Below are 25,616 nucleotides of genomic sequence, written 5' to 3'. Positions count from 1 at the left end.
GGGCGCGCGGGAGGTGTTAATCTGGCACTTTCGGGCGATATTCTGGCACTTTTTGACGATATTCTGTCACTTTTCGCTCGTAATCTGGCACTTTCCTACGATAATCTGGCATTTACCGACGATGTCCCGGCAAATGGTATTTTCGTGTCTTCGTCCCGCCGCTATGAGTGAGGTTCATTTTTTTCAAAATGCGTTGGGCGGTATTAATTCCCGGGAGTTGAAGGTACGCCTGACATTCGCCGGTCGATATATGCGAGGAAATAAGAAGGGCATAGTCGTCCAAAGCCTTACGATGGGCGTCTCGGCTTACGTGTTCGCAGCGCGAACATACCCAATTGCCGTGTCGCCACTTCATGACACCGGAACATTTCGGGCAAAATACGCCGTTTCTTAAATCGGCACGATTAATGTCATATTTCCCCATCGCACAGTATCTCGCGGGGCGATAAGCTTTTTTTAATGCTTCTACGTAGACATTTAACTTGTCTTCTAACGCATGACATTTTTCTTTTTCAAAAAGAGCTTGCAAAATGGGGCGCAAAGCGGGAGGGCGGATGATCTGATGATGCAGAGCGTGAGGGGCGGCGTTCTTCAAAATACTGCTATTGTTCGTCATGACGGCGTACGCGTGAATCGGCGGGCTCGATCCGAAATGCGCTTGTAGCCATGCTTTGAGCGATGCAGCCTGTTGCTCAGCCTGCAAAACCGGATCAGCAAACACTTCCTGCTGACCCCCTTGCTCGCGAAGCACCTGTTGATGCTCATGATCGAATGTGAGAATCCCTGCGAGATTTTTAATTTCAAGAATGAGGAAAAAATAAGGCGTGAGGAGCAGAGTGTCCATTTGAAAAAAATCTACGTTACGGGGAAGGCGCAATTGATGAACAAAATAATGCTGTAGTGGCAAATCCAGTTGCCTGTAAAAATAATCCATTGATATTTCGCCATACCAGCCGGCACGGGCGCGTTTGGCTTCAGCAACGATAGTCGGGAAATCCTTGAGTGCAGGTCCAACGCTTCCAGTTGGCGGATTTTAGCGGGGAACGTGCGAGGGGTAGCGTTCACATTTTCAATCCTTTCAATTTTAATCACGCGCCGGGTCAAGGCTTTGCCGGCGCGCTTTTTGCAGTGGATCTGTCACTTTCAATTTTCAGCTCATAATCTGTCACTTCGCGCTCCGCACAGCTTATAGCTTTGCCTTCAATTCTTCGATTTGCTGTAAATGGCGGCGTTCGTGCAAACCGATAAATTCAATCCATTGCTCCATATCCATCGTTCCGAACGCCGGGTGCTTCGCCGATTTTTTCGCGAGAACGGTCGTATCGTCCACATTGCGCAAACGTTCCAGCAATGTCGCTCGCGATTGGCCGAGTCTTTCTTTTATTTCCTCAAATGTCATAAATGCATTCGAAGGTTGCAACTGCTCCGGTGCTTCCCTTTCCTGCCCGGAGCGTTCAAGTGTCAGCTCGATCGGTTTCTTTTTCCGGGCGGGTTGGCTATCTTCATTCGTCAGTTCTTTCTCTATTGTTAAAGTCATTCCCTTTTCCAGTAAAAAAAGATGCTCCAAAACTTGCGCGATCGTCCATCGTCCTTCTTCCACCTCGCGATTCAATTGTTCATCGCTCAGGCCTTCCACTCCGGACAACAAATCATTTCTTGCTTCTTGAATGCCAAACATAAATCATTTCCCCTCTCTTCTATAACGTCCATCAATCCGCCAACCGCAACAACCGATCATCATCTTCTCCCGGATCCCCGCGTCCGTCCGTATTGTTCGTGAGCACATAAAGATCATCGCCGTCAAAAAGAACGTCCCGCAGGCGCCCTTCATCTTCGAGCACCGTGTCCATTTCGTCTTCCTCCACATCAAAACGCAGTAATTCTTCACCGGCAAGCCCGGCGACGTAAAAGTCGTTTTCTCCTACGAATGCCGCGCCGGATGGCGCCCATGTGTCATCGCCGGATTCAAAAACTGGAGACTCCATGTCTTCCGCCTCTTCGTCCCCGGTGATCTCGGGCCAGCCGTAATTGTTGCCGGCTTCAATCTCGTTCACCTCATCTTGGGCGGTAGGTCCGTGTTCCGAACTGAACATCCGTTCATCATCCGACCAATCGATGCCTTGGGCATTGCGATGCCCGTACGAGTACACGTAAGAATCATCGAAAGGGTTGTCTTCCGGAACCGAACCGTCCAGTTCCATGCGTAAAATATTACCGGCAAGGCTTTCGGCATCCTGGGATAATTCCTCTACATCAGCGTCCCCGGTCGTGGCATACAAATGATCATCGGGGCCGATCGCCAAACGTCCGCCATTATGAATGGTATCACCGGGAATCTCATCGAGGAGTACGTCGGTTTCTTGCCAACCATCATCGTCACGTTCAATGGCAACGATCCGGTTTAGCACCTCGTCTTCCTCATCTTCGTACGTGTGATAAACGACCCCGGATTCGTCACTCTCCGGATCAAGCGCCATCCCGAGAAGGCCGCCTTCTCCTTCATCCCAAATCGCTTCGTTTAGTTCGATATCTTCACGCGTGACGTCTTCCCCGTCAAAGTGAACGATCGCACCCGCGCGTTCCGTAATAAAAAATTCATCATCGTCGGTTTTTGCAAGCGACCAGGGCGCTTCGAGATCTGTGGCGAGTTCCTCATAATCTTCGCCATCGAAACCAGGTTCCTCTTCTTCCTCATCCGCGGCTTCTTCCTGTTCACCGGACTCCTCAGGCTCTGGCTCCGGCTCTTCTTCCTCGGGCGCACAGCCGACCAACGCTGCGCTCAGACCAAGTACCATGTATTTTTTCATGAAAATCACCCCCGCTTAGCGCGAATAATACCAAACGCCATTCTCCGCTTCCCGCTTGCAATCTCCTTCATAGCGAAGATATTCCAGGTGGGCGAGCGTTTCTCCAATGGCGAATCTCGTCTCATGAACCGTCAGCACTTTCGGGAACAAATGTTGACAGAGATCATAAACCGTTGACGGCTCGCCCAAATGTCCAAGCAATGTTTCCAGGCGCTCGCTATGATGATCACGAATTTCTTTCGCCCTTGCATTGGCGCCGGTAAAAGGTTTGCCGTGAGAAGGAATGACATATTCAGCATCAAGCTTTTCAATCTTTTTCAATGATTGCAGGTACGATTTCAACGGATTTTGGTCCCCGTGAAACCAGTAGGAGATGTTTGGCGTAATTTTCGGCAATAAATGATCAGTTGAAAGCAAGACGCTGTTTTCACGATTAAAAAATACAATAAGACCATCTGAATGCCCGGGCGTAAACAACACTTCATATTCATATTTCCCGATCTGTACTTTTTCCCCTTCTTGAAAAAAATGATCAATCGTCGGCAGAGGCTCCACCCGCGGCACGAACTCCTCCGTATTCGCGCGCATCTCATCTGCCTGATGATCGGGAATGCCGGCGCGATCGTAATACGCTCGCATCTCAGCCAAAAATTCGCTCGTCCATGCATGTTTCCCCGCTTCGGCGTCGGTTTCCGTCATAAATACACGTGCGCCAGTTTTCTCCTGCATAGCGCCGACGTAACCGAAGTGGTCGGGATGATAATGGGTCACGAAAATACGGTCCACTTTTTTATCCCGTAAAATCGGATCCCAAACCGCCACCGTTTCATCATTATGTAGGCCTGCGTCAATGACCGTCCATCCATTTTCACCTTCCGCATAGAAAACATTCACGTGGTTCAATCGAAACGGCAAGTTCAAGCGTAATGTCTCAATTCCAAGCTCTGGCTGCATTTAGTTTTTTCCGTCCTTTCTTAAGATGCAAAATACCCGGGAGCCTGCTCCCGGGCGGGCAAAAATTCTAATTCGTTGACAGTTGCAATTCCTCTCGTTCTTCTTTCGTAAACACACGGGAACGGAGCAAAAAACGGACGCCTTCCGGCCCTTCGACGGAAAACATGCCGCCGCGGCCTTTTACAACATCAATGATAAGCTGGGTGTGCTTCCAATACTCGTATTGATCTTTCGCGATGTAAAACGGCGTGCCGCCGATCTCGCCGAGGAAAATATCATTTTTACCGACTCTGAATTCATCTTTCGGGAAACACATCGGGGAACTGCCGTCACAGCAACCGCCCGATTGATGAAAAATCAGCGGTCCATGTTTCTTTTCCAGTTTCCGAATGAGGGCAATCGTTTCATCGGTTGCACGGACTTTTTCAACCATGCGAATGCCTCCTTTTAAAACAATCCTTGCGGTTCCTCGCTATAGCTTACGAGCAGATTCTTCGTTTGTTGATAATGGCCGAGCATCATTAAGTGATTCTCGCGCCCGATCCCGGATTTTTTATAACCGCCGAAAGCCGCGTGTGCTGGATATACGTGGAAACAATTTGTCCAGACCCGTCCGGATTGAATGGCACGGCCGAAACGGTAAGCCGTGTTCATGTCGCGCGACCAAACACCCGCGCCGAGACCGTATAGTGTATCGTTCGCGATCTCTAACGCTTCATCGTGGCCGTTGAACGTCGTAACGGAGACGACGGGACCGAAAATTTCTTCTTGAAACACGCGCATTTTATTGTGTCCTTTGAAAATCGTCGGCTCGACGTAATACCCTTCGGCTTGGTCCCCTTCATATTTTTTTCGATTGCCACCGGCAACAACTTCCGCGCCTTCTTGCTTGGCAATGTCAAAATAGGAAAGGATTTTTTCCAATTGTTCTTCGGACGCTTGCGCCCCGATCATCGTGTTCGTATCCAGGGGATCGCCACCTTTGATTTCTTTTACCTTTTTCAAAGCACGGTCCATAAATTCATCGTAAATGGATTCATCGATCAGTGCCCGCGAAGGGCAAGTGCAGACCTCCCCGTTATTAAGGGCAAACATGACAAATCCTTCGATTGCTTTCTCCAGGTAACCGTCGTCTTTGTCCATGACATCGGCAAAAAAGACATTCGGGGATTTGCCGCCAAGTTCCAATGTTACCGGAATAATATTCTCGGACGCGTACTGCATAATCATCCGGCCTGTCGTTGTCTCGCCGGTAAAGGCGACTTTATCGACTTTATCGCTTTGGGCCAACGGCTTTCCGGCCTCAAGACCAAACCCTTGAACAACATTAAGCACACCGGGCGGCAATAGATCCTGTACTAACTCTAGCCAAATGTTGATCGACGCCGGTGTCTGTTCCGCCGGCTTCAACACGGTGCAATTTCCGGCCGCCAGTGCAGGAGCTACTTTCCAGGACATCATGAGCAACGGAAAGTTCCAAGGGATAATTTGACCGGTCACCCCGAGCGGTTCATGAAAATGATAGGCAACGGTATCCTCGTCAATTTGGGATATGCCGCCTTCCTGGGCACGAATGACACTAGCAAAATACCGAAAATGATCAACGGCATTGGGGATGTCCGCCGCCAGTGCCTCTCGGACCGGTTTACCGTTATCCCATGTTTCCGCAACAGCAAGTTTTTCCAAGTTTTCTTCCATGCGATCGGCAATTTTGTTCAAAACACGAGAACGGTCAGCAACAGAAGTCGCCCCCCATGCTTCCTTCGCTTCATGAGCGGCATCCAACGCCCGATCCACATCCGCTTCTTTAGAACGGGCAATTTCCGTGAATACTTTCCCATCAACCGGACTTACATTCTCAAAATATTCTCCGTCCGCGGGAGCTACCCATTCCCCACCGATAAAGTTATCATAGCGACGTTCGAAATGGACGATAGCATTCGTTGTCCCCGGTTTTGCGTAGTGCATATTGCGCCCTCCTTGTATTGTGAAAAATTGAATGCGCTTACAAATGGATTGCAAGCAAACCTTATATTTAGTTACCCGTTTTCTTTCCTTATTAAACAATGAAAAAATCTATAACTTCCGCGATAGTCTTACCATATCACGGATCCGCAGACCGTTTTCATAGAGTGGCATGCTGTAATTGCGCAGAAAATAATCCACTTCCACACCGACCATCCGAAATCCGCATTTCTGGTAGAGATAGAGTTGGCTCATCCCCGTGCTCCCCGTCCCTATTTCGACGATTCGATAGCCAAGTTTCCGAGAGGTTTCGAGCGCATGCCGCAAAAGTTGTTCTCCGAGCCCTTTCCCTTGCATCGCTTTCGTAAGGGCAATGTTCATGATTTCCACCGTGTTCGGTCTAGTGGCCAAGAGCACGTAGACACCAATGACCTCTCCTTTATCATACATTAAGAAAGTTCGGCTACGGTGAATATAGGCCTCAATCATTTTTTCCTCGGGGTCCGCGTCCATCAACAAGCGCATCGGTATATCTTCGATGTTCGTACATTCTTCAACCTTATACTCCACAGGCTCCACCGTCCTTGTTCCGGGCTAGAAGTTCCCTTTCTTTGGTCCATTGGAAAATAAAGTGAAATAAGACTGAGCGGGATCAGCAAGGGTCACTTCGCCTGAAAACACGCCTTCGGCTTCCGATACGAGGTCGGTTGGATTTCCGTAATTCGGTAAATGGGTGAGTAGCAAACGATTAACACCTGTTTCCTTTGCTAATTGTCCCGCTTGCCTTCCGCTCAAATGCCCAGGAATTTGCTCGATCATATGATGATACGTGCTCGCTTCGCTGATCAGCATTTCACTTCCTTCAATAAAAGGGAGGAGATTGGGTGTCCAAGCTGTATCAGCGGTAAACACGACCGATGTGTTGTGTTTGTCCGTGAATTTTAAAGCCAGGCAATAAACAGGGTGGTCGGTCTCACAAAAATCGACATGCCAAGGACCAATCTTCTCTGTTTGTTCGGGAGAAACAGCAGTTGCTTTCATATATTTGCCGTCCTGCAGGCGAGAAAAATTATCCTCATCTTTAGCATGGGCATAGACTTGAAGCGGTCGGTCACGCTTTTCCAATAACGTTTCAATCATCACCCCATGCTGCAAAACCCCGACATCCGCGATATGGTCCGGGTGGTAATGGGTGATGACGAGAGCATCAAGGTCATGGAGATCGATATGGCTTTGCAATGATGACAAGACGCCACTTCCACAATCAACGAGGCAACGAAAGCCATCTTCTTCCAACAGGAACGCCGATGTCGCGCCATTTGCCGGCGGGTATGCGCCCCAAACGCCCAATGGTATGATATTCATTGAATAATCATCCTTTTTGGGTTAATTATACCATTTAACAATCAAGCCGGCGACATCGATTAGTCAAAGCGAATAACGCCGCGTATGTTTTGGCCTGATTTTAATTGGGCGAGGCCTTCGTTCACATCTTCAAGGGCGTATGTTTGCGTGACCAACGCTTCCAGCTCTAATTTTCCTGCTCTATTCAGATCAAGCAGTTTAGGATAATCTACGTGTGGATTCCCTTGTCCAAGCCAAGAACCTACCAACGTTTTTGATTGGGAAGGTAAAGAGAACGCATTGACGGAAACACTTTCATTTGGAGCCGAAATACCTACGACCACCGCGGTCCCCGTTTTTTTTGTCATGTTATATGCACTCTGAATCGTACCCGGGCTGCCAATAGCCTCAAAAGCATAATCGACGCCAAGTCCTTCTGTCATGGCGAGAACATTTTTGACAGGATCTTGTTCTTTGGCATTGATGGTATGGGTTGCTCCGAATTGTTTTGTCATTTCCAATTTTTCATCTACCATATCAATGGCAATGACCTGTTTAGCTCCAGCTAACGCGGCACCTTGAATCGCATTAAATCCAACTCCGCCGGCACCGATCACCGCTACCGTGCTTCCCGGTTCAACCTTTGCCGTATTCATAACCGCGCCTACGCCGGTGATGACACAGCACCCAACAAGTGACGCCAATTCGAACGGAACATCTTTATTCACGGGAACGGCTGCATTTTCTGGTACGATGGTGTATTCGCTAAACGTACCTGTCAGTGGAAATTGATGCACATTCTTTCCATCCACGGAAAATCGGGTCGTTCCATCGAGCATCGTTCCCATCAACGCTGTTTTCGAGGCCTCATCGCATACATCGGGGCGTCCGATTCGGCAATAATGGCACTTGCCACAGGAAGGCACCCAATTTAACGCCACATGATCCCCTTCTTTTACACCGGTGACACCTTCTCCGACAGTATCGACAATCCCCGCACCTTCATGCCCTAGCACGATCGGTACCGGCAGCGGCAGGTGGGCGTCGATCACATGCTGATCACTGTGACAAATTCCGGCCGCTTTCATTTTCACCCGAACTTCCCCTTTGCGCGGCTCCTCCAAATCAACTTCCTGCACCTTTAAATCTTTTCCATAATTGTGCAATACTGCTGCTTTCATCTGCTTTCTCCCCCTAATCTGATCTATTATTCTATTTTATCATTTTTTTCAATAAAAAATAGTCCGACATTTATAGGAGATAGAACAACACCCCGACAAATGACGGAACCCTTAGCCGTTCCATTATTACGACCAATTGTGTAAATAACATTCCCGTCGTAAACTTTTTTCTTTCCTTCATTGGAATCATTCGTATAAATAATATACACATGCCCGGATCCCCAAATATTGAGCAATGTATCTAAAAATGGGCGATGCCGATTGACCAACCCATGGAGGAGCACAACATCCTCTGCGTTCCTCATTTGGTTATTTCTTCTTTTCTTAACGCTTCTACGAGTTGCTGGATGTCGGGTTGCTTTTGGGCATCTACATATTCCTCCCAACGATCCTTCAGATCAAACCCCATTTTCATAGCTCCCATCGCCAGCGGCCTCATCGAGTGATCATTCATGAACACTTCCATGAATGCATCTTTTGGTTCTTCTTTTCTCCCTGTGATACCGTGGTCTTTTCCATTCTTTAAGTGCTCTTCCAAGATACGGTCAATTTCCGGGTTCCCGGGTCCTCCGCTTTGCCTATAAAAATAATTAATCCGTTCTTGCATGCTCATGTTTTCGTTTTCACTCATGCTGATCCCCCCAATGAAAAATAAAAAGCACACACTACAAACCGCAGCATGTGATTTGTCGCATTCTATCGTTCTTTTAAAAGATCCCCGACGTTAACGAGCTCCGCTTGAATAATATAACGTTCCGGAGCATCTCCGAAGTAATCAAACGGGTAACATGTCGTAAGCGTAAGTGTCGGGTCTTCTTTTTCTACGATCACAGAGCGATCATCTTTGTCCGTGATCCAGGTCTCCTTGATTTCATATTCGTAATCCACACCATCGTAGGTGACATAAAGAGAATCTCCCTCATTCAAGTCACCCACAGGTTGAAAGACAGTATCCCTGTGACCGGATAATACCGTGTGACCTCCTTCCTCAGGGGTTGTCGTCCATTCGCTGTCATACATACCGACACCCCCGGAAAGAGTTTCTTCATCCTGTCCCCAATACGTTTCATACGCTTTATTTAATTCCGGAATCACAAGTTCGGCAACGCCTTCACCAACTTCATAATTTTGGGTTGTCTCTGTTTGAGGAGGATCTCCTTCCTCATCGAGGGACAGATTTTCTTGAGACACTTCCATCTCGGAAGATGCTCTAACCACATCCCCTTCAAATTCTTCGACTGATTGCATGCCTATCCAGCGTTCATAACCAAACCAGGATACAATCACCAATCCGATGATGATAAAAACGATGCCAAGTTTTCTCATGATTCGACCACCCTACGTGAGTGATAGTTTTCTTCTAAATAGAAGCGCTCCACCGACAATAGCTAATAACGATCCAACTAGAATGAAAAACGGAGTGTTGCCCGCGGTGTCCGGCAATGCGCCGCCTTCATCACTGGTTATGAAATCGCTTCCAACTCTGTCAGAAGTGCCGCTTTCACTTCCTATGTCGCGATCTCCGTTGTCATGGTCACCATTGCCTATGCCCGGCGATCCATTGCTGCCGTTGTCGCGATCTCCGTTGCCTATGCCCGGTGTTCCATTACTTCCGTTAGATCCGTTGTCTCCATTAGGTCCACCGGAACCGTTTCCAGCGCCTGGATCTTCATCGTCGTCAGGATCGACAACATTTACCGTACGCGTAACAGAATCTATCTCGTCATTGTTCTCAACACTATACGTAAGCTCGTTTGTACCCGTTTTAGTAGTGTCTACTTCTCCTTCGACAGTTACCTCGACTTCATCGAGTTCATTTCCTTCTTCATCGACAACAGTGAAACCGGGGTCGTCAAAGTCGTCACCGACTTCGAGCTCCATCTCTTCATTGCCTTCCAGCTCGATTGATCCGACAGGATCTTCCGGATCGTCTTCCTCGACTACGACGACTTCGCGCTCCACAGATGCTGTTTCTCCAGCACTATTTTCAACGCTATAAGTGACCGTATACTCGCCAGGTTCGCTCGTGTCAAGATTTCCCGTGTCTACGTCAACCTCATCTGTCAAATCGCCTTCTTCCTCTTCCGTTGCTTCCGCTCCCGGATCGGCTTCATCAAAATCTGTGCCTACTCCGATCTCTAAAGGATCTCCGCCGATTAGATCAATCTCGGGCACTGGAGCCGGATCCTCTTCTTCATCGATAACGATGACCTCGCGATCCACGGATGCACTCTCACCTTCACTGTTCTCGACACTGTACGTCACCGTATACTCGCCAGGTTCACTCGTGTCAAGATCTCCCGTGTCTACGTCAATATCATCCGTCAAATCGCCGTCTTCCTCTTCCGTTGCTTCCGCTCCCGGATCAACGTCTGCGAAATCCTCGCCTACGTCAATCTCTAAAGGATCTTCGCCGATTAGATCAATCTCGGGTTCTGGAGCCGGATCCTCTTCTTCATCGATAACGATGACTTCACGTTCCACGGATGCGCTCTCACCTTCGCTGTTCTCGACACTGTACGTCACCGTATACTCGCCAGCTTCGCTCGTGTCAAGGTCTTCCGTGTCTACGTCAATATCATCCGTTAAATCACCGTCTTCTTCATCCGTTGCTTCCGCTCCCGGATCAACGTCTGCGAACTCCTCGCCTACGTCAATCTCCAACGGATCGTCTCCATTCAATTCAATCGAAGGTTCAGGAGCAGGATCGTCTCCATCTTCGCCGATGTCAATGCTAGCAAACTCATTATCCTCTGGTGGTACACAATCCACATTTACATCAAGCAGACCTGCGTCCAGTGTAGCATCGAATTCTTCGGCAGATAACGTCACTGCCCCATCCTCACCGGCTGTAACTGGCCCCGCATCGACTCCACCTTCAGGAACGGTAAATTCTAACGTTCCTTCATCAGGAAGTTCCTGATCAGGAATCGCAATTGGAGGATCTGCTACATGGATTGTTGAATCTTCATTCTCGGATGTCATGGTAAACGTCGTTACTTCACCTGATAAGCTATCGGTCACCCCACCTGCTGTTTCAACAATTTCTTCGGGAATCTCCACCGTTACAGTTGTATCCGACAACATGAACTCTTCTCCAGAATCTACTTCTGTCGGTACATTCGCTTCAATCGTCACAGGCATTGTAAAATCATCACCTGTGAGATCTAATTCACAATCATATTGGAATTCTGACTCTGTTTCAGCATTTACTACATTATTGTTCGCGTACATAAAAACCAGTGGAATACTTAACATCGAAAGTGAAGCTTTTTTAACTAGACTATGAATTTGTTTCGCCTCCTTTTCTTCATTTAAAGAGCTTTCTTTTTCTTTTTACAGAGCACCCCCTCTTTTTTTCGGAACAAATCACCAAAATAAAAAAATCAGAAATTTGAGTGACTTGTTCAATGTTATGTATCTTCTCTCTAATAGTAATAAACTTTCCTAGATTCATATATCCCTACAAATGTAGGTTTTTTTATAATCTTAAAACAATACACTACATTTGTGGGGGTTATACAACGGACAGATCAACATTTTCATCATTGCCCATGCGTTTTCACGACCTTTTAGCGAAAATCTGGTACTTTCCCAGCGTATACTGGCACTTTCCGAAGATAATCTGGTACTTCTACTATATAATCTGACACTTTCCGGACTTGCACTTTACCCGACATGAACTGGTTCGTCGACTATGAAAGAGTTGTAAAAATTGATCAAAACCCTTGCACCTCACCCCCACATTGGTATTGGTCGGATCAATATGGACACAAAATAAATTTGATCGAGAGGTTAAACATCTGCTAAATGGTTTGAATTTGGGGAGTTTGAGCTGTTTTCCAGAACTGTGTAAAACATCATCTGTTTGTGTATGGTTGTTCAGCAATCCCTATTACTACAGCGAAACTTGTTAAATATTCTTCTTAACAGCACCCAACACACCATGGTCTGTTGGCTTTCTTGACTATGAGAAAGCTAACATATGCTTTGTTCAACGATATCTTTCGCTGTAGTACTATACTTATTTCAAGTTCAATAAATTGTTTGAAATCAGCAAAGGAATGACAAATACTTTCCCTCTCGATCAGTCGTCGGACGCAATGATTTACTATCTATTCGAGATAAGGCATTGGATTGACCGAATTGACGCCCGAGCCGTCCCAGCCACCTTCATGCACCTCGAAGTGAACATGCGGTCCTGTTGAACGGCCTGTGTTCCCCATGATGCCAATGGATTCTGCCCGGTTAACGGTATCTCCGACGGAAACATCAATCGAAGAAAGGTGGGCATACAGTGTCGTTATCGTTTCACCATCGATCTGATGGGTCACCATCACCGTGTTCCCCAACCCGTTCATATAGCCGGTGTAGCTTACTTCACCTGCTTCCGCAGCTTCGATAGGTACATTTGAACGACCGGCTTCGGGAATGTCAATGCCATTGTGCATCCGACCGTTACGCATTCCATATGACGACGAGAGCTCACCCGTTGCCGGTCGGGCAAGCGTTCCTTCTCCTTCCTCTCTTGATTCATCCTCACTTGCACTATCTATAGCGGCGGCATCTGTCGATTCAGATGAGCCGGAAGTGTCCTCGTTGCTATCTTCGTTGCCATTATTGTCGGAATCGTCACTGTTCTCTTCTTGGCGCTCGATTTCATTCTGTTCGGCGATTTCCTGTTGTTTCTGGATGTCTTCTTCATTTCCTTCCGATGATTCATCTTCTTCAGATGCTTCATCCTCTTCCTCTTCAATTGCTTCTTCATCGTCTTCAAGGATGGCTTCATCCAAGTCCAAACCTTCCATTAGAGCATTAAACTCTTCTTCGGAAAGTTCATCTTCCATCCCTTCAACGTATTCCTGCAACTCATCCATAAGCACTTGAAGATCTTCTTGTTCTTCTTGCAATAAGGCTTGGAGGTCATGACCACCTATACCTTCCATCAATTGAGCATATTGGTCTTCCCATTCGGAAACATTGGCTTGCATGTCGAGCCTGTATTCGTTTTGTTCTTCCTCCGACAATTCATTGATCTCATATTCCGCTGCTAATTCTTCAGGCACTTCTACCTTCTCGGATAATTCATTCAACCTTGACTCAATGACCTCGATTTCTTCTTCATGCTGCACCATGTTTTCATTTGATTCCTCAAGCGCCTCTTCCATATTTTCATTAATTTCGTGTGTTGTTTCGCCAATTTCTTCAGCCAGTTCTATCGACATGCCCGATTCTTCGATTTCTTCGGTTGCTTCTTCCGTCAATTCCTCAAGTTCCTCCGTATGCTCCCTGGATTCATTTCCTTCCAGTTCATCATCGATCCTGTCGATTGTCTTTTCTACCGTTTTGCCTGGTTCAGCAACATCCAAATCTTGAAAAATATCCTCTCGTTGATCATCCGCATATTCATCTGATTCTTCCACGGTCTCCGCTAATTCCCCCGCACCCGTACGGAAGCCTTCAACCTCTTCTGTCAATCCTTGGTGCTCTTGCATTAATTCCTCAATAGCCTCACTGGTTTCGGACATCCGCTCTTGAAGATCGGAGATCTCATCTCTCCATTCACGGATACCGACATCCGGCAGCTCTTCTTCATCAACATTCTCATCTTCTAAGTCCAGTTCTTCGAGATAAGCCTCAAAATCTTCGGGCTCGATCCCCAACTCTTCCATCCATTCCTCCTCTTCCTCATCGATTCGTTGCTCATACATTTCAATCTGATTTGATATTTGCTTCAGGATGTCATCCGCATTAGCGGTGGTTAACCCCATATCCGTTACATTTTCATTCAACTCTTCATGCGCATTTTTTACTCTATCGGCTGCTTCGGAAAAATCATCAGGTTGTCCGACGAGTTCCCATGCCTCATTTAACCCTTGTTCTACAGCGCTGACCTGGTCTTCTTCCTGGATCGTCTGTTGCATACCCTGTGCATCCTCAACCATTTCTTCAACGTTATCCAATAAATCATTGAGGTTATTTATATCCACATCTTCAATCTCCAAATCATCCACTTCTAAATTCGTTCCGTCGACATCACCCGCACCTTCACATTCTCCCTCGAAACATGTCTCAACCGTCGCGTCCGGTAGTGATATCGATCCGGCTTCTTGTGAACTAAGCTCCATTTCGACATCTTCCAAACAGAGCCAACCGATTTCGCTGGGAGCACAAAGGCCTGTAATAATGTCGACATCAGCTTCTATTAATTCGCCCTCTAAATTTTCAACCGGCACCGGTCCTTCCGAATGGATTTTAACGATGAGCGTTCTTCCGTCAGCCGACACTGATTCTTGTGTAAGGGTCAGCCCCGTAAGCTCTCCCTCATCCATATCTATTCGATCACCTAAGAACTCGATGATATCAATGGTACCTTCCACTTGATCTGCTTCGACCAAAAATCCATTCTCTTCGTCATCTTCTTCCTCTTCCGCCACGGCATTTTGCGAAACAGGTGAAGGGATGGAAAGGCCTATAATTAGAACAAATACCATGCTGATGTTGAAGATAAACTTATGAAGTTTGCGATTGTGTTTCATATACAATTCCCCTAAACCTGTCGATTTTAGCGTCATTTATGGAGATGCCGTAACCGTTCCTTCATCCTTTTTCGCTCTTTTCATTTTCTTTTCGCCTCCATGGTCTTTATCAGCGGAAACCTCTTCCATGTGCCAGCCGACACAAAGGGCGCCGCCGATGATCCCTGTGACCGTTCCAATGATAAACCCACCGAGCGCTCCCATAATGGAGAGGATGGACAAGAAAATCGTAACCACACCAAAAACGGTGGAAAATTGCGGATATATATACGCGAGCGAACCTATGATAACAACGAGTCCCCCGAACAAAAAGCCGATAAATGCCCAGCTTCCGGGGGCAAAGGCAATGGCGTAAAGATGAAGGGGAATGTATAAAATCATTATTCCGGCGAGCAGCGTAAGCGTTGCTCCCCAGAAAGGCCTGCGGTTCCTCCAACGTTTCAACCTGCCGGCGTCCTGCATTTTCGCTTGTCGTTTCTCCAATTTTTCCTGTTCTTTTTGCTCCCTTTTTTGAATTCTTTCTTCTTTGCTGTTCATGGCGGTATCCCCCTTTTCACCTTTGTAGATATTCGCTTTTTTATTCGGTCATTTCCGGTTCATCAATTTCTTCAACGGATATCTCTGCACCTTCCAGGCTAACGGCACTTTGAAAAAGGTAATCAGTTACAATTTTCGCATCTGTAATTGTGATCGTTTCCGCATTCTGGGTCCAGTTTTCTGTAAATTCATCAGTATTGCTTTGTTCGATTGCCAAGCTATCAAAGTCCAAGTCGGCATCGATGAGCCGTGCATCTTGAATGAGTCCATCAATGGAAACGTTCGGGGATGTAATGTTGATTCGGATCCAGTTTTCCGTTCCCGGCATTCTCAAATCTTTATAAATGTGTAAATTTGTAATATCAACGCTACCTATTTCGTTACGAACCATGGGAGCTTCATCTTCCTCCCCTGTTTCTCCGATATGCGGCGCTAAATGAAAGTCTTCACCCTGAAGTTCATCGAGCTCGACATAGAAATCACCCATTCCGCCGAGGGGCATTGCAACCGCTGTCATATTCATCCCGAACACAGCTACCATCGCGCCAAATGCCAAAAAACCGGCAGCGATCGCTGTCCAAAACTTCTTTTTGGCCGTCCGTCCAACAGCTACTGTTTCTTCTTGCATAACATCTCACCTCTTCATTTCAAATCGTATTTTCATGTTTTAGTATACAAAGATTCTTTTCCTGAAAATAAATACAGTGCCAATCGCCGCTGCAAATAAACCCATTAAAATCATTACCACGGTATTCCCCGCGGTTGACGGAAGTGCTCCACCCGAGGAATCGCCATCTCCACTGCTGCCAGCGCCTGCGGCTACTGCTTGAGCTTCTTCTCCGTCTCTATCACTGTCGCCCGTGGCAACGGAACTGCCGCCGCCATTGCCGGACGTTGTTGACGCTGATCCGGTTTCTTCTGTTCCCGACGAGCTACCTGCATCTCCGCCGTCAGGTTCCTCAATAAAATCAATGTAAATTTGTGCCCCTTGCAGGCTAACCATGTTTTGGAATAAGTAGCTAGTGATAATTTCTCCGTCTGTGATTGTTACTGTATCAGCATTTTGCGTCCAATTTTCTCTGAATGCTTCCTCAGGTGACATGTCGGATGTATTCGTCTGCTCAATGCCCAAGTCGGTAAAATCCAAATTGGCATCAATAAAACGGGCATCTTGGATTAACCCCTCAATGGTTGTAGGCTCGGAAGCAGTAATGTTAATTCGAATCCAATCACCGCCCGGCATTGGTAAGTCCTTGTAAATATGCAGTCCATCGATGATGGCCTCGTCAATTTGGTTTCGAACCAAAGGAGCAGCATCCGCATCCCCCGTTTCACCAATATTTGGATTAAGGGTAAATCCTTCTCCTTCCAGTTCATCGAAACTTACGGTAAAGTCCCCGATACCGCCAAGTGGCATGGCAAAGGCGTTTCCACTCATCCCCAAAGTCGCCGCCATTCCGCCGAGGAGCAGAAAGCCAGCAAAAAGGGCTGCGCAAACTCTCTTTTTCACGGTTCGTCCAAAGGATATTGTTTCATTTTCTTCCAACTGATAGGCCACCCCCTTTATTGCCTCCTAGCATGTCAGATTTATTGTAATATACATTCAATTAAAAACACATCCTGCAACTGTCGTATTATCTAATCATAATAACTTGGCATTAGCACTACATTTTCCATAAGAACGTTCCATCGACAAAAAATACTGCGACATTTTGTTTTTCCATCACTTAGTTCATGTTTTTCATTTTGTCCCATTGGTTCCGTTCCATCTGTTTTGTGTTTAAATAAGCTTCCCACTGTTCTTTCATGGCAAAACGCATTTTCATGATGCCCATTAAAATTGGCTGGGTAGAATGATCGCCGAGAAAGACCTCCGTAAACGCGTCCTTCGGTTCTTCTTTCCGCCCCGGCACTCCATGGTCTTTGCCATTCAACAAATGCTCTTTTAAAATACGATCGATTTCCGGACTGTCGGGCCCGCCGCTCTGCCGGTAAAAGTAATCGATTCGTTCTTGCATACTCATGTTCTCATCTTTTTCAGGCATTACAAATACCTCCTTCGTCAATTTTTCACAGCAATGACCGATGTTTTCGCGTCCGTATGAAACGCCACAAGATGAAAAGGATGAAAAGAAATGAAGAAACCAAGCCGATATTCGCCACCGTCACCGCGCTCATACCCAGAAAAGTGCCATTTGGCACACTCGCGATAATCAAACCGCTCGATACGATAATGGCAACAGTGATCAAAGCCAAAGCCAGGCGATTAGCAATTTGGTTCAGCGTATTGCGCATAACGGTATCCGGCAGTAGCTGCATGTTCACGCGAAACTTATTTTCCGCAAGATTCTCCATCACTTTTGTCGCGCGGCGCGGAAACGTTGTCATCATTTTTGATGATTCCGCCACTAAACTCGCGTTTGCTCGATAGTTAAACCGTTTCCCGAGAATGCTTTTTAATATCGGAATTTCATACGCTTCCACGACTTTTCCGTAAGAGATTTCCGGGGCAATCCAGCGAGCCGCCCCCTCGGTAGCAGAAAACCCTTTCGCCCACAACGCAAGGCTATTTGGAGCCTTGCAGTAGTTTTTGATTCCGATCGCCGTAGACTCGAGCACAAGGCGGCCGTAGTTGTAACGATCGCTTCCCTGGGCAGTGTTAACGTAATGCAACGCAAGGCTTTGCAGTTCATCTTTCAATTTCACCGGATCGGTGTATATCGTCGGGGTCATTAACTCCATGAATACTTCCGCCACGTCTTCGGCTTGGTTGGACTGAATGTGCATAATGACTCTCATGAGAACGTGCGCGGACACACTGTCCATTCGTCCAGTCATTCCCCAGTCGATGATTACCGCTGTTTTTCGATGTCGGTCGATCATGATGTTCGAGCCGTGGGCATCGGCATGATAATGCCCATCCATGAGGGTTTGAATGTAGAGATGAACGAGGTCGATCATAATCTTTGTTCGTTCTTCAAATGTAAAGAAGTCCACGGGAAAATCTTTAATTAGCCAGCCGTCAATATATTCCATGATTAAGACGTTTTTCGTCGCGTCATGAACATTCGGAAGGTCTACGTATGACACAGTTTTCCGGTATTTGGTCATCTCCCTCATTTTTTGGGATTCTGCCAACATGTCCAATTCATCCATCGCGCTGCTGTAATAATCTTGAACCAATGACCCTATATCAACGGCAGCCGACAATTCGGGGGAAAGACGGTTTTGCAACAGACCGGTCATTTTTTTGATCACGCTAATATCGGTTTGAAACAATTTTTCCACTGTCGGCCGAACGACTTTTAATGCTACTGTCTTTCCGTCTTTAAGTCCCGCTTTGTACACTTGCGCCAAAGATGCAGATCCCAGAGGTTCTTCGTCAATCCACTCAAACATGTCCACGCCCTCGGGAATTTCTTCTTCAATGATACATTCCATGTAATCGTAGCCAATTGGAGGCACTTGATCCAATAGCTTTTCCAGTTCTTGAGTGATGGGAGGTGGCAAAAGATCTTGACGAGTAACCATGACCTGACCCAATTTAATGAAGGTTGGTCCCAGTTCTTCAAAAGCAGCGCGCAAACGCGTCCCTATTTGCTGAAGATGTTCATTTTCCTGGCGACTTCGTTTTTGCTTGCCCATCATTTTCCATAACACGGTGTCTTTAAGCAAAAAGGATAGCCCATGTTTAGCAAAAACAGATACAATTTTTCGACGTCTTTTGCCTTTTGTAATCATCGCCTTTTCTTTTTCAATGTCCTGACGTACGGCTGTCACTCTTGCTTCCCGTTCTTTTTGACTTTCCTTTCCCGATATCTGTTCTTCTTTTGCAATTCCCACTGCTTTATTTCCCTCCTCCCATTTCCGCGAAGCGCCATCATCCACTTTTATGTTAACGCTTTCATTTCCGGGATGCTCAAAGAAGCACATCCACTTATCTTATACATAATGTACCAGTAAGAACCGTAGATGAACATCCTACATATGACGGATCTACTCTTATAATCCCCCCTACAAATGACGGGGTGTTCTATAGACGAATCGCATCGTTGTATTCACAGCTTGTCCATACCAGATGAATGCGGTGCGCATTTCGCGCACCGATCTATCTGAGGTGTTGATCTTCTTGCTTGCCGGTAAATCGGAGTGCTATTGCGCTTCTGCCGCTACTTCTTTGGCAGAGATGGACGCATCACCGTACGCTTCTTCAATGCTTTTGCTATATTTCTCTTCTATATTTTTCATTCGGAGTGATAATTTCGGCGTTAATTCCCCGCCTTCGACCGTCCATTCTTCACCAATAACGACCACTTTTTTAGGCGTCTCATAATCGGCGGCTGTTTCCGTTAGACGTGCAACTTCATCCTTTAACAGCTTTTGCACGTCATCACGTGCACACAACTCCTCTCTCGATTCGGTTTGGATCCCTTGATCTTTTGCCCACGGAACTAAATTCTCCATATCAGGGGTAACAAGCGCGGTTACATACTTACGGCCGTCCCCTATCACAGCGGCAAATTCGATATAACGGCTTTCATTGATTACGCTTTCAATCGGTGCCGGTGCCACATTTTTCCCGGTGGACAACACGAGAATCCGTTTTTTGCGGTCCACAATTTTTAAATAACCTTCTTCATCAAGCGCCCCGATGTCTCCGGTATGGAACCATCCGTCTACAATATCTTTATCCGTCGCTTCCTTATTTTTGTAATACCCTTGCATCACATTAGGCCCTTTGACAAGCACCTCTCCATCGGATGCAATACGTACTTTTACATTCGGAATCGGCTTGCCGGTCGTCCCCACCTTGGCTCTTGACATTGGATTCGTCGTAACAACCGGGGAAGTTTCCGTTAAACCGTACCCTTCCAAAATCGGAATGTCGAGGGACCAGAAAAACTTGGCAATCTCCGGATTCAGTGTTCCACCCCCGGTCACCATTCCACGCATTCTGCCCCCGAGACGCTCCTTGATTTTTTGATACACCAACCGATCGGCAAGTGCCAAATTACGCTGCAGTTTTTTCGGCATTTGGTTATTGAGCAACAATTCTTGCACAGGCGTATTCATGTAATAATCATACCGTTGCTCCCCTACACCAAGCGCCCACCGGAAGATTTTTTGCTTCACCGGCGAACCGGATTCAATTTGTTCCACCACTTTTGCGTACACTTTTTCAAAAAGTCTCGGAACGCTCGTCATGATCGTCGGCTTTACTTCTTGCATGTTCTCCTGAATCGTATCAATGCTTTCCGCGTAAGCGATCGTCGTTCCGGCAAACAGAGGCATATAGTGACCGGCCATACGTTCAAAAACGTGCGATACCGGAAGGTAGGAAAGATGAACATCTTCCGCTTTTAATTCAATCAACCAAAATTGAATCGCTTTCATATTACTTAAAAAATTCTCGTGACTAAGCATCACGCCTTTTGGAGGTCCTGTAGTTCCGGAAGTATGAATGATCGTCATCAGCTGATCTTCGGGGATTTCTTTCCAACGATCTTCCCAATTTTCCAGTGGTTTACGAGCCCCTTTTTCTTCAAGTGCGTCAAAAGAAGAAACTTTATTGCCGAGTGTTACATTCGCATCGTCCATAACTACCGTATGCTGAGTCTCCGTTTCCCCATCCTTCACCTTTTGCAATTGTTCGTCATTTTCGACGATTGCAACCGTACAATCCCCGTTATCAAGGACATATGAAACCTGATTGGATGGAAGCGTCGGATAAATCGGGACACTAACTGCCCCTAAACTGGCAATGGCAAAATCGGAAATCGCCCACTTCGGATTGCTGTTTGCTAAGATAGCAACTTTATCATCCGGCTTCACACCTATACTTGCCAAACCAAAAGCAGTGTTTTTGATGTGATCCCAGAAGCCTTGATAAGTCATACTGGTGTAGCTTCCATTCTGTTTCCACATTAAAGCTTCTTTGTCCGGATAACGTTCGACCGTTTGGCTTAGCATTTCCACCAAATTGTTTGGATCCATGGTATCCCCCCTAAACGTGTTTGATAAACGGTTTCTCTCCACATCTATCTCTTTATTATTATTATACCTTTAACAGGTCTTCCTTGCCTGCTTTTTTTACATACTCCCTGTACATAGGATGGATTTAAAAGCAGCCAATGTTTTCAGTCCCCTCATTGTTTTGTTGCCGCTGCTTCAAGTTCATCAGCACTTTCATATTTCCGTGCCCGGTCGATTTTGCTTTTTCGAATGCTAAACTGGTTGCGCGCGTAGTCTTTCATCATATTCGGATCAATGCTCAACGTCATATTCGTCCATTCTTGCTTTTTGCTCTCTTCAAACAAACCGGTTAAATAATCCACAAACCCAAAGGCATAAGGCGCCAATTCATCCATATAATCATGAAACACTTTTAACAGATGGTCATTCCCGGCGACCAATCGTTGAATGGTAAAAATACCAAATTGAAGATGACGCCCTTCATCTCGATTTAATAAGTCAATACCTTCCAAAATCCCCGGCATCTTCCCGGCATCCTTAAACGTTTGCCGGAACGCGTGATACCCCGATTCCGCAAGCGTCCCTTCCACGATCATATTATATACGGTAGCTGCCTTGATCACAGCCTCCGGCGAATCATCCGTTTTCAACCGATCCATTTTTTCCGGTAATTCATCATAAAAGACACGTTTATAATTGTCATCGTGGAACGAATGCAGATCCATATCCGCGACACCGACCGCCGTTTGCCAACGCGAAAACATTTCTGTATGCTTCGCTTCATCATGCAGGAAGGTTGTCAAAAAAAGTGTGTCTTCCAAGCGGCCTTGTCGCGCCATGACTTCAAGCATCGGCAAAATATCCAAGGTAACCGCTTCCTCCCCAGCAGAGAAAGCACCGACGAGCGGAAGTGAAAACATTTTATCGTCGGCAGACATTTTTTGAAAGTCTTCCCGATCTTGGCTAAAGTCGATGTCAGCTGGGTTCCAATAGTTCTTTTTCGCCTTCTCATACAACCGAAACATCGGTGCATTCCAATTCAGTTGGCTTTCGACGGTTTGGAACCTTTCATGAGCCATCCTATTTACCCCTCCAATACGATATTTCCCTCAAACCATTAAACTTTGTTTCCTTTAAGTCAAAAGTTGAATGAATTGAGGACGGTTTGCAGTTTCATCGCCATGCCCATATCGCCGTCTATGGTAAGTTGCCCACCCATAAAAGCTTCGGTCGGATTGAGTTTCCCCGCTACCATATCCTTATAATCTTCTGCTGAAATCTCGAGGGTACAATCCGGTTCTTTTTCCTCTCCATCTACAGCACGGGCGCCTTCACTTTCAATGATCATTTGATAGGTACCGCCATCATCTCCGGTAAGATTGAATTGGTACACACCTTCCGCATCTTCCGTTGCTGCCGGGTCTGATTTCAAAGCTGCGTCAATCATCTGGAAAACTTTTGCGGTGCTTTGAGCCATTTTGATATGTCCTCCTTTTTTATAAACGCTCAATGATGGTTGCCGTTGCCATGCCAAACCCGATACACATGACTTGCAATCCATATTTTCCTCCGGTATCTTCCAAATAATGAAGCAATGATGCCGTTAGTTTTGTACCGCTCGCGCCCAGTGGGTGTCCGAGCGCAATCGCGCCACCACGTGGATTCACCTTGCTCATATCCGGTTCAAATTCGCGCTCCCAAGCCTTTACGACCGAAGCAAACGCTTCATTGACCTCAATGGCGTCCATATCATCCAATGTCAAGCCAGCACGCTTCAGCACTTTTCGCGTAGCAGGGATAATGCCCGTTAACATGATAACCGGATCCTCGCCGACAACCGCGCGAGCAATCACACGGGCGCGAGGCTTTAAGTCTGTTTGCTCGGCTTTTTCCCGTGACATAAGCAATACGCCTGATGCTCCATCGCTCATCTGGCTGGCGTTGCCGGCAGTGACCACCCCATCTTTCGGTTGAAAAGAAGGGGTCAGTCCCGCTAATTTTTCCATGGACGTATTCCGGCGGATGCCTTCATCTTGATCGAGCATTTGCTTTCCGTCTTCCGTTTCCACTTCCATCGGGATGATTTCCCTATTGAATGCATCGTTGTCTGTCGCTTTGGCAGCTCTTTGATGGCTTTCCAGCGAAAATTCATCCAGTTCCTCGCGCTCAAGTTTCCATTTTTTCGCGATCATCTCGGCCGACAATCCTTGGGGCACAATGTTAAATCGACTTGTTAAATCTTTGCTGAATTTGCCCATGTCGGTTCCCATTTTAATGGTCGTCATGTTTTCAACCCCACAGGCAATGGCAACATCGGCATCTCCGGCAATAATTTGTTGGGAGGCGGAATTCAGTGACTGCTGGCTTGAACCACACATACGGTTTAATGAGTACGCCGGAACTTCCACCGGAAAACCGGCAGCCAGCACGGCTTGGCGACCGATGTTGCCGCCTTGTTCTTTGATCATGGTGACGCATCCGGTCGCCACATCCTCTACTTCACCTGCTTCAATGTTGTTCCGGTCCACGAGTTCTCTGAGAACCGGAACAAGCATATCGACGGGATGCATTTGCGACAACGATCCTTTTTTGCGCCCGACGGGCGTTCGCAAAGCATCGACGATGACTGCTTCTGTCATGAAGAGACCTCCTTGTATTATGCTCGAATTAGAACGTAAACAAATCAATCCCGCCCGTCACGTTCAGGCCGACACCGGTGATGTACTTGGCTTTGTCCGAGACGAGGAAGGTGATGGCATTGGCAATGTCATCCGGTTCGCCCGGTTGTTTAAACGCCGTACGTTCAATCATGCGATCGTTCATCTTTTTATTGCCCATTTTGAAGGCTTCCGTTCCAATAATGCCGGGGACAATGGCGTTGACGTTAATGCCGTGTTTCGCACCTTCCAAAGCCATGCTTTTCGAGAAACTGAGCAACCCGCCTTTTGTAGCCGAATAGCTGGCCTGGCCAAAGCCTCCGTTTACTCCAACGATCGAAGCCATATTAATGATGCGGCCGTATTCCTGTTCTTTCATGTATGGCCAAACCGCTTTTGTACAATTATAAGAACCGGTCAAATTAACCTTGAGATCCCGTTCCCATAAGTCATCGTTTTGTTTTTCAATTTTCGAGACGTGATCAACCGTCCCGGCGTTATTGACGAGAATATCGATTCTGCCAAAGTCCTCGTAGATCTTTTTAAAAACATCATTGACTTCATCCACATCCGTAACATCCATTTTCATCGCCACGGAACGACGTCCCATATCGCGAATTTCCTCGGAAGTTTTCTCGGAATATATCACTTTTGTACTTTGCATGACTTGTGCGATGGCTCCGTATTCCTTGGCTTTTGAAGAACTTTCCTCGTCTGACTCCATGAGAATATCGGTGATCACGACATCGGCCCCGGCCTCTGCCAAAGCCAATGCATCCGCTCGGCCAAGCCCCCGGGAAGCCCCGGTTACGACCGCTACTTTCCCTTCCAACAAGTTATCCCAAGAAGACATGCAAATTCTCCCACCTTTGTGCATTCACTTTATAAAATTAGGTTTCTTCTTTTGAAAAAAAGCCTGTATTCCAACGCTCGGTTCCCCTGTATTCAACGTTTCCGCAAACGCATCGGCTTCCACTTTAAGGCCTTCCTCGATTGAACCTTCAGCGTTATTGATGGCCCGTTTCGCCAAGCCCATCGCTTGCACGGCGCCTTCGGCCAAGTGCTCGGCGAACACAGTAGTTTCCGCCTCAAGGCTTTCCGGTGCAACCGCTTGGTTAATAAGCCCAATATTCAAAGCTTCTTCCGGCTCCAATCGCCTCGCATTAAAAATCAAATCGATCGCTTTCGCACGACCCAACAGCCTTGTCATTCGTTGTGTGCCGCCAGCCCCCGGAATCAAACCGAGATTCGTTTCCGTTAAACCGATTTTCCCTTTGGACATAATCCGGAAGTCACAGGCAAGCGCCAATTCACACCCTCCGCCTAGAGCATGACCATTAATCGCGGCGACAACCGGTTTCTCAAGTATGGCAAACCGGTCAAAACAGGCTTGCATTCTTCCGCTTTTTTCCGCGATACTTTCTCCTTTCCCGCCGCCTTGCATCATCCCTTTCAAGTCCGCACCGGCGAGAAACGTTTTTTCATGTGCGGACGTTAAGACGATCACACGAACGTCTTTGTCTTTTTCCAGTTCTTCGGCCACGTTCACGAGCTCTTCCATCAATTGATCGCCGATGGCATTGGCGGGAGGATTATCAATGGTTATCCAAGTGACACCCTTATCTTTTTTCTCTACTTGAATGGTTTCGTAAGCCATAT

25 protein-coding genes are annotated in these 25,616 nt (G+C 46.9%); all 25 read right to left on the bottom strand.

Features of this window, described 5'->3' with window-relative positions; genetic code table 11:
* Nucleotides 1–112: 112 nt before the first annotated feature.
* The 25 genes from EPH95_RS13500 to EPH95_RS13380 all read right to left on the bottom strand — a co-directional run bounded on the left by EPH95_RS13500 (nt 113) and on the right by EPH95_RS13380 (nt 25,614).
* The gene (locus tag EPH95_RS13500; RefSeq protein ID WP_227004149.1) at nt 113–985 is read right to left on the bottom strand and encodes an NERD domain-containing protein; all 873 of its coding nucleotides are present in this window, start codon (nt 983–985) and stop codon (nt 113–115) included.
* A 201-nt stretch (nt 986–1,186) separates the two neighbouring features.
* On the bottom strand, nt 1,187–1,678 hold the full coding sequence (locus tag EPH95_RS13495) for a DinB family protein (RefSeq protein WP_142090584.1): 492 nt from the start codon (nt 1,676–1,678) through the stop codon (nt 1,187–1,189).
* A gap of 31 nt (nt 1,679–1,709) precedes the next feature.
* Nucleotides 1,710–2,807 carry a PQQ-dependent sugar dehydrogenase gene (locus EPH95_RS13490; RefSeq protein ID WP_142090583.1) on the bottom strand — a complete coding sequence of 366 codons (1,098 nt, stop codon included), beginning with the start codon at nt 2,805–2,807 and terminating at the stop codon, nt 1,710–1,712.
* 15 nt (nt 2,808–2,822) lie between these two features.
* A complete protein-coding gene (locus EPH95_RS13485; protein ID WP_142090582.1) occupies nt 2,823–3,761 on the bottom strand; it encodes an MBL fold metallo-hydrolase in 939 nt (312 codons plus the stop codon).
* 67 nt (nt 3,762–3,828) lie between these two features.
* Nucleotides 3,829–4,194, bottom strand: coding sequence for a DUF779 domain-containing protein (locus EPH95_RS13480; RefSeq protein WP_142090581.1), 366 nt, complete (start codon nt 4,192–4,194; stop codon nt 3,829–3,831).
* A 14-nt stretch (nt 4,195–4,208) separates the two neighbouring features.
* The gene (gene exaC, locus EPH95_RS13475; RefSeq protein ID WP_142090580.1) at nt 4,209–5,729 is read right to left on the bottom strand and encodes an acetaldehyde dehydrogenase ExaC; all 1,521 of its coding nucleotides are present in this window, start codon (nt 5,727–5,729) and stop codon (nt 4,209–4,211) included.
* Between the two features lie 108 nt (nt 5,730–5,837).
* Nucleotides 5,838–6,305 (bottom strand): GNAT family N-acetyltransferase, encoded by a 468-nt coding sequence (locus EPH95_RS13470; RefSeq protein ID WP_227003913.1) that lies wholly within the window; start codon nt 6,303–6,305, stop codon nt 5,838–5,840.
* A gap of 15 nt (nt 6,306–6,320) precedes the next feature.
* Nucleotides 6,321–7,091, bottom strand: a complete 771-nt coding sequence (locus EPH95_RS13465) for an MBL fold metallo-hydrolase (protein WP_142090579.1) — start codon at nt 7,089–7,091, stop codon at nt 6,321–6,323.
* Between the two features lie 59 nt (nt 7,092–7,150).
* Nucleotides 7,151–8,251: a Zn-dependent alcohol dehydrogenase gene (locus tag EPH95_RS13460; RefSeq protein WP_142090578.1), complete on the bottom strand. Its 1,101-nt coding sequence runs from the start codon at nt 8,249–8,251 to the stop codon at nt 7,151–7,153.
* 26 nt (nt 8,252–8,277) lie between these two features.
* Entirely contained in the window at nt 8,278–8,520 is a 243-nt protein-coding gene (locus EPH95_RS13455) for a hypothetical protein (RefSeq protein WP_160141770.1), read from the bottom strand.
* A 32-nt stretch (nt 8,521–8,552) separates the two neighbouring features.
* Nucleotides 8,553–8,882 carry a hypothetical protein gene (locus tag EPH95_RS13450; RefSeq protein ID WP_142090576.1) on the bottom strand — a complete coding sequence of 110 codons (330 nt, stop codon included), beginning with the start codon at nt 8,880–8,882 and terminating at the stop codon, nt 8,553–8,555.
* Nucleotides 8,883–8,947: 65 nt separating this feature from the next.
* Nucleotides 8,948–9,577 (bottom strand): class D sortase, encoded by a 630-nt coding sequence (locus EPH95_RS13445; protein ID WP_142090575.1) that lies wholly within the window; start codon nt 9,575–9,577, stop codon nt 8,948–8,950.
* 12 nt (nt 9,578–9,589) lie between these two features.
* Entirely contained in the window at nt 9,590–11,509 is a 1,920-nt protein-coding gene (locus EPH95_RS13440; protein WP_142090574.1) for an immunoglobulin-like domain-containing protein, read from the bottom strand.
* An 857-nt stretch (nt 11,510–12,366) separates the two neighbouring features.
* Entirely contained in the window at nt 12,367–14,826 is a 2,460-nt protein-coding gene (locus EPH95_RS13435) for a M23 family metallopeptidase (RefSeq protein ID WP_142090573.1), read from the bottom strand.
* Nucleotides 14,827–15,327 carry a DUF6114 domain-containing protein gene (locus EPH95_RS13430; RefSeq protein ID WP_227003912.1) on the bottom strand — a complete coding sequence of 167 codons (501 nt, stop codon included), beginning with the start codon at nt 15,325–15,327 and terminating at the stop codon, nt 14,827–14,829. It lies immediately after the preceding gene.
* A 40-nt stretch (nt 15,328–15,367) separates the two neighbouring features.
* Entirely contained in the window at nt 15,368–15,955 is a 588-nt protein-coding gene (locus tag EPH95_RS13425; protein WP_142090572.1) for a DUF6230 family protein, read from the bottom strand.
* 39 nt (nt 15,956–15,994) lie between these two features.
* Nucleotides 15,995–16,885, bottom strand: coding sequence for a DUF6230 family protein (locus tag EPH95_RS13420; RefSeq protein ID WP_193556976.1), 891 nt, complete (start codon nt 16,883–16,885; stop codon nt 15,995–15,997).
* A gap of 169 nt (nt 16,886–17,054) precedes the next feature.
* Nucleotides 17,055–17,372, bottom strand: a complete 318-nt coding sequence (locus EPH95_RS13415) for a hypothetical protein (RefSeq protein ID WP_142090571.1) — start codon at nt 17,370–17,372, stop codon at nt 17,055–17,057.
* Nucleotides 17,373–17,397: 25 nt separating this feature from the next.
* Nucleotides 17,398–19,170: an ABC1 kinase family protein gene (locus EPH95_RS13410; RefSeq protein ID WP_227003911.1), complete on the bottom strand. Its 1,773-nt coding sequence runs from the start codon at nt 19,168–19,170 to the stop codon at nt 17,398–17,400.
* Between the two features lie 309 nt (nt 19,171–19,479).
* The gene (locus EPH95_RS13405; protein ID WP_142090569.1) at nt 19,480–21,321 is read right to left on the bottom strand and encodes an AMP-dependent synthetase/ligase; all 1,842 of its coding nucleotides are present in this window, start codon (nt 21,319–21,321) and stop codon (nt 19,480–19,482) included.
* A 152-nt stretch (nt 21,322–21,473) separates the two neighbouring features.
* The gene (locus EPH95_RS13400) at nt 21,474–22,379 is read right to left on the bottom strand and encodes a R2-like ligand-binding oxidase (protein ID WP_142090568.1); all 906 of its coding nucleotides are present in this window, start codon (nt 22,377–22,379) and stop codon (nt 21,474–21,476) included.
* Nucleotides 22,380–22,438: 59 nt separating this feature from the next.
* Nucleotides 22,439–22,777 carry an SCP2 sterol-binding domain-containing protein gene (locus tag EPH95_RS13395; RefSeq protein ID WP_142090567.1) on the bottom strand — a complete coding sequence of 113 codons (339 nt, stop codon included), beginning with the start codon at nt 22,775–22,777 and terminating at the stop codon, nt 22,439–22,441.
* Between the two features lie 19 nt (nt 22,778–22,796).
* Nucleotides 22,797–23,939 carry a thiolase family protein gene (locus EPH95_RS13390; RefSeq protein WP_142090566.1) on the bottom strand — a complete coding sequence of 381 codons (1,143 nt, stop codon included), beginning with the start codon at nt 23,937–23,939 and terminating at the stop codon, nt 22,797–22,799.
* Nucleotides 23,940–23,967: 28 nt separating this feature from the next.
* Nucleotides 23,968–24,810, bottom strand: coding sequence for an SDR family NAD(P)-dependent oxidoreductase (locus EPH95_RS13385; protein WP_142090565.1), 843 nt, complete (start codon nt 24,808–24,810; stop codon nt 23,968–23,970).
* A gap of 24 nt (nt 24,811–24,834) precedes the next feature.
* Nucleotides 24,835–25,614, bottom strand: coding sequence for an enoyl-CoA hydratase/isomerase family protein (locus tag EPH95_RS13380; RefSeq protein ID WP_142090564.1), 780 nt, complete (start codon nt 25,612–25,614; stop codon nt 24,835–24,837).
* Between the last annotated feature and the right edge of the window lie 2 nt (nt 25,615–25,616).

The sequence above is a fragment of the Salicibibacter halophilus genome (assembly GCF_006740705.1).
Lineage (GTDB): Bacteria > Bacillota > Bacilli > Bacillales > Marinococcaceae > Salicibibacter > Salicibibacter halophilus.
The sequence above is the reverse complement of the archived record's forward strand: the minus strand, read 5'-3'. Positions and strand labels throughout refer to the sequence as shown.

Bases quoted from the DNA above. Each gene is read 5' to 3' on its own strand.
- EPH95_RS13495 (WP_142090584.1), bottom strand. From the start codon at position 1,678: ATGTTTGGCATTCAAGAAGCAAGAAATGATTTGTTGTCCGGAGTGGAA.
- EPH95_RS13490 (WP_142090583.1), bottom strand. From the start codon at position 2,807: ATGAAAAAATACATGGTACTTGGTCTGAGCGCAGCGTTGGTCGGCTGT.
- EPH95_RS13485 (WP_142090582.1), bottom strand. From the start codon at position 3,761: ATGCAGCCAGAGCTTGGAATTGAGACATTACGCTTGAACTTGCCGTTT.
- EPH95_RS13480 (WP_142090581.1), bottom strand. From the start codon at position 4,194: ATGGTTGAAAAAGTCCGTGCAACCGATGAAACGATTGCCCTCATTCGG.
- exaC (WP_142090580.1), bottom strand. From the start codon at position 5,729: ATGCACTACGCAAAACCGGGGACAACGAATGCTATCGTCCATTTCGAA.
- EPH95_RS13465 (WP_142090579.1), bottom strand. From the start codon at position 7,091: ATGAATATCATACCATTGGGCGTTTGGGGCGCATACCCGCCGGCAAAT.
- EPH95_RS13460 (WP_142090578.1), bottom strand. From the start codon at position 8,251: ATGAAAGCAGCAGTATTGCACAATTATGGAAAAGATTTAAAGGTGCAG.
- EPH95_RS13450 (WP_142090576.1), bottom strand. From the start codon at position 8,882: ATGAGTGAAAACGAAAACATGAGCATGCAAGAACGGATTAATTATTTT.
- EPH95_RS13445 (WP_142090575.1), bottom strand. From the start codon at position 9,577: ATGAGAAAACTTGGCATCGTTTTTATCATCATCGGATTGGTGATTGTA.
- EPH95_RS13440 (WP_142090574.1), bottom strand. From the start codon at position 11,509: ATGTTAAGTATTCCACTGGTTTTTATGTACGCGAACAATAATGTAGTA.
- EPH95_RS13435 (WP_142090573.1), bottom strand. From the start codon at position 14,826: ATGACGCTAAAATCGACAGGTTTAGGGGAATTGTATATGAAACACAAT.
- EPH95_RS13430 (WP_227003912.1), bottom strand. From the start codon at position 15,327: ATGAACAGCAAAGAAGAAAGAATTCAAAAAAGGGAGCAAAAAGAACAG.
- EPH95_RS13425 (WP_142090572.1), bottom strand. From the start codon at position 15,955: ATGCAAGAAGAAACAGTAGCTGTTGGACGGACGGCCAAAAAGAAGTTT.
- EPH95_RS13415 (WP_142090571.1), bottom strand. From the start codon at position 17,372: ATGCCTGAAAAAGATGAGAACATGAGTATGCAAGAACGAATCGATTAC.
- EPH95_RS13405 (WP_142090569.1), bottom strand. From the start codon at position 21,321: ATGGATCCAAACAATTTGGTGGAAATGCTAAGCCAAACGGTCGAACGT.
- EPH95_RS13400 (WP_142090568.1), bottom strand. From the start codon at position 22,379: ATGGCTCATGAAAGGTTCCAAACCGTCGAAAGCCAACTGAATTGGAAT.
- EPH95_RS13395 (WP_142090567.1), bottom strand. From the start codon at position 22,777: ATGGCTCAAAGCACCGCAAAAGTTTTCCAGATGATTGACGCAGCTTTG.
- EPH95_RS13390 (WP_142090566.1), bottom strand. From the start codon at position 23,939: ATGACAGAAGCAGTCATCGTCGATGCTTTGCGAACGCCCGTCGGGCGC.
- EPH95_RS13385 (WP_142090565.1), bottom strand. From the start codon at position 24,810: ATGTCTTCTTGGGATAACTTGTTGGAAGGGAAAGTAGCGGTCGTAACC.
- EPH95_RS13380 (WP_142090564.1), bottom strand. From the start codon at position 25,614: ATGGCTTACGAAACCATTCAAGTAGAGAAAAAAGATAAGGGTGTCACT.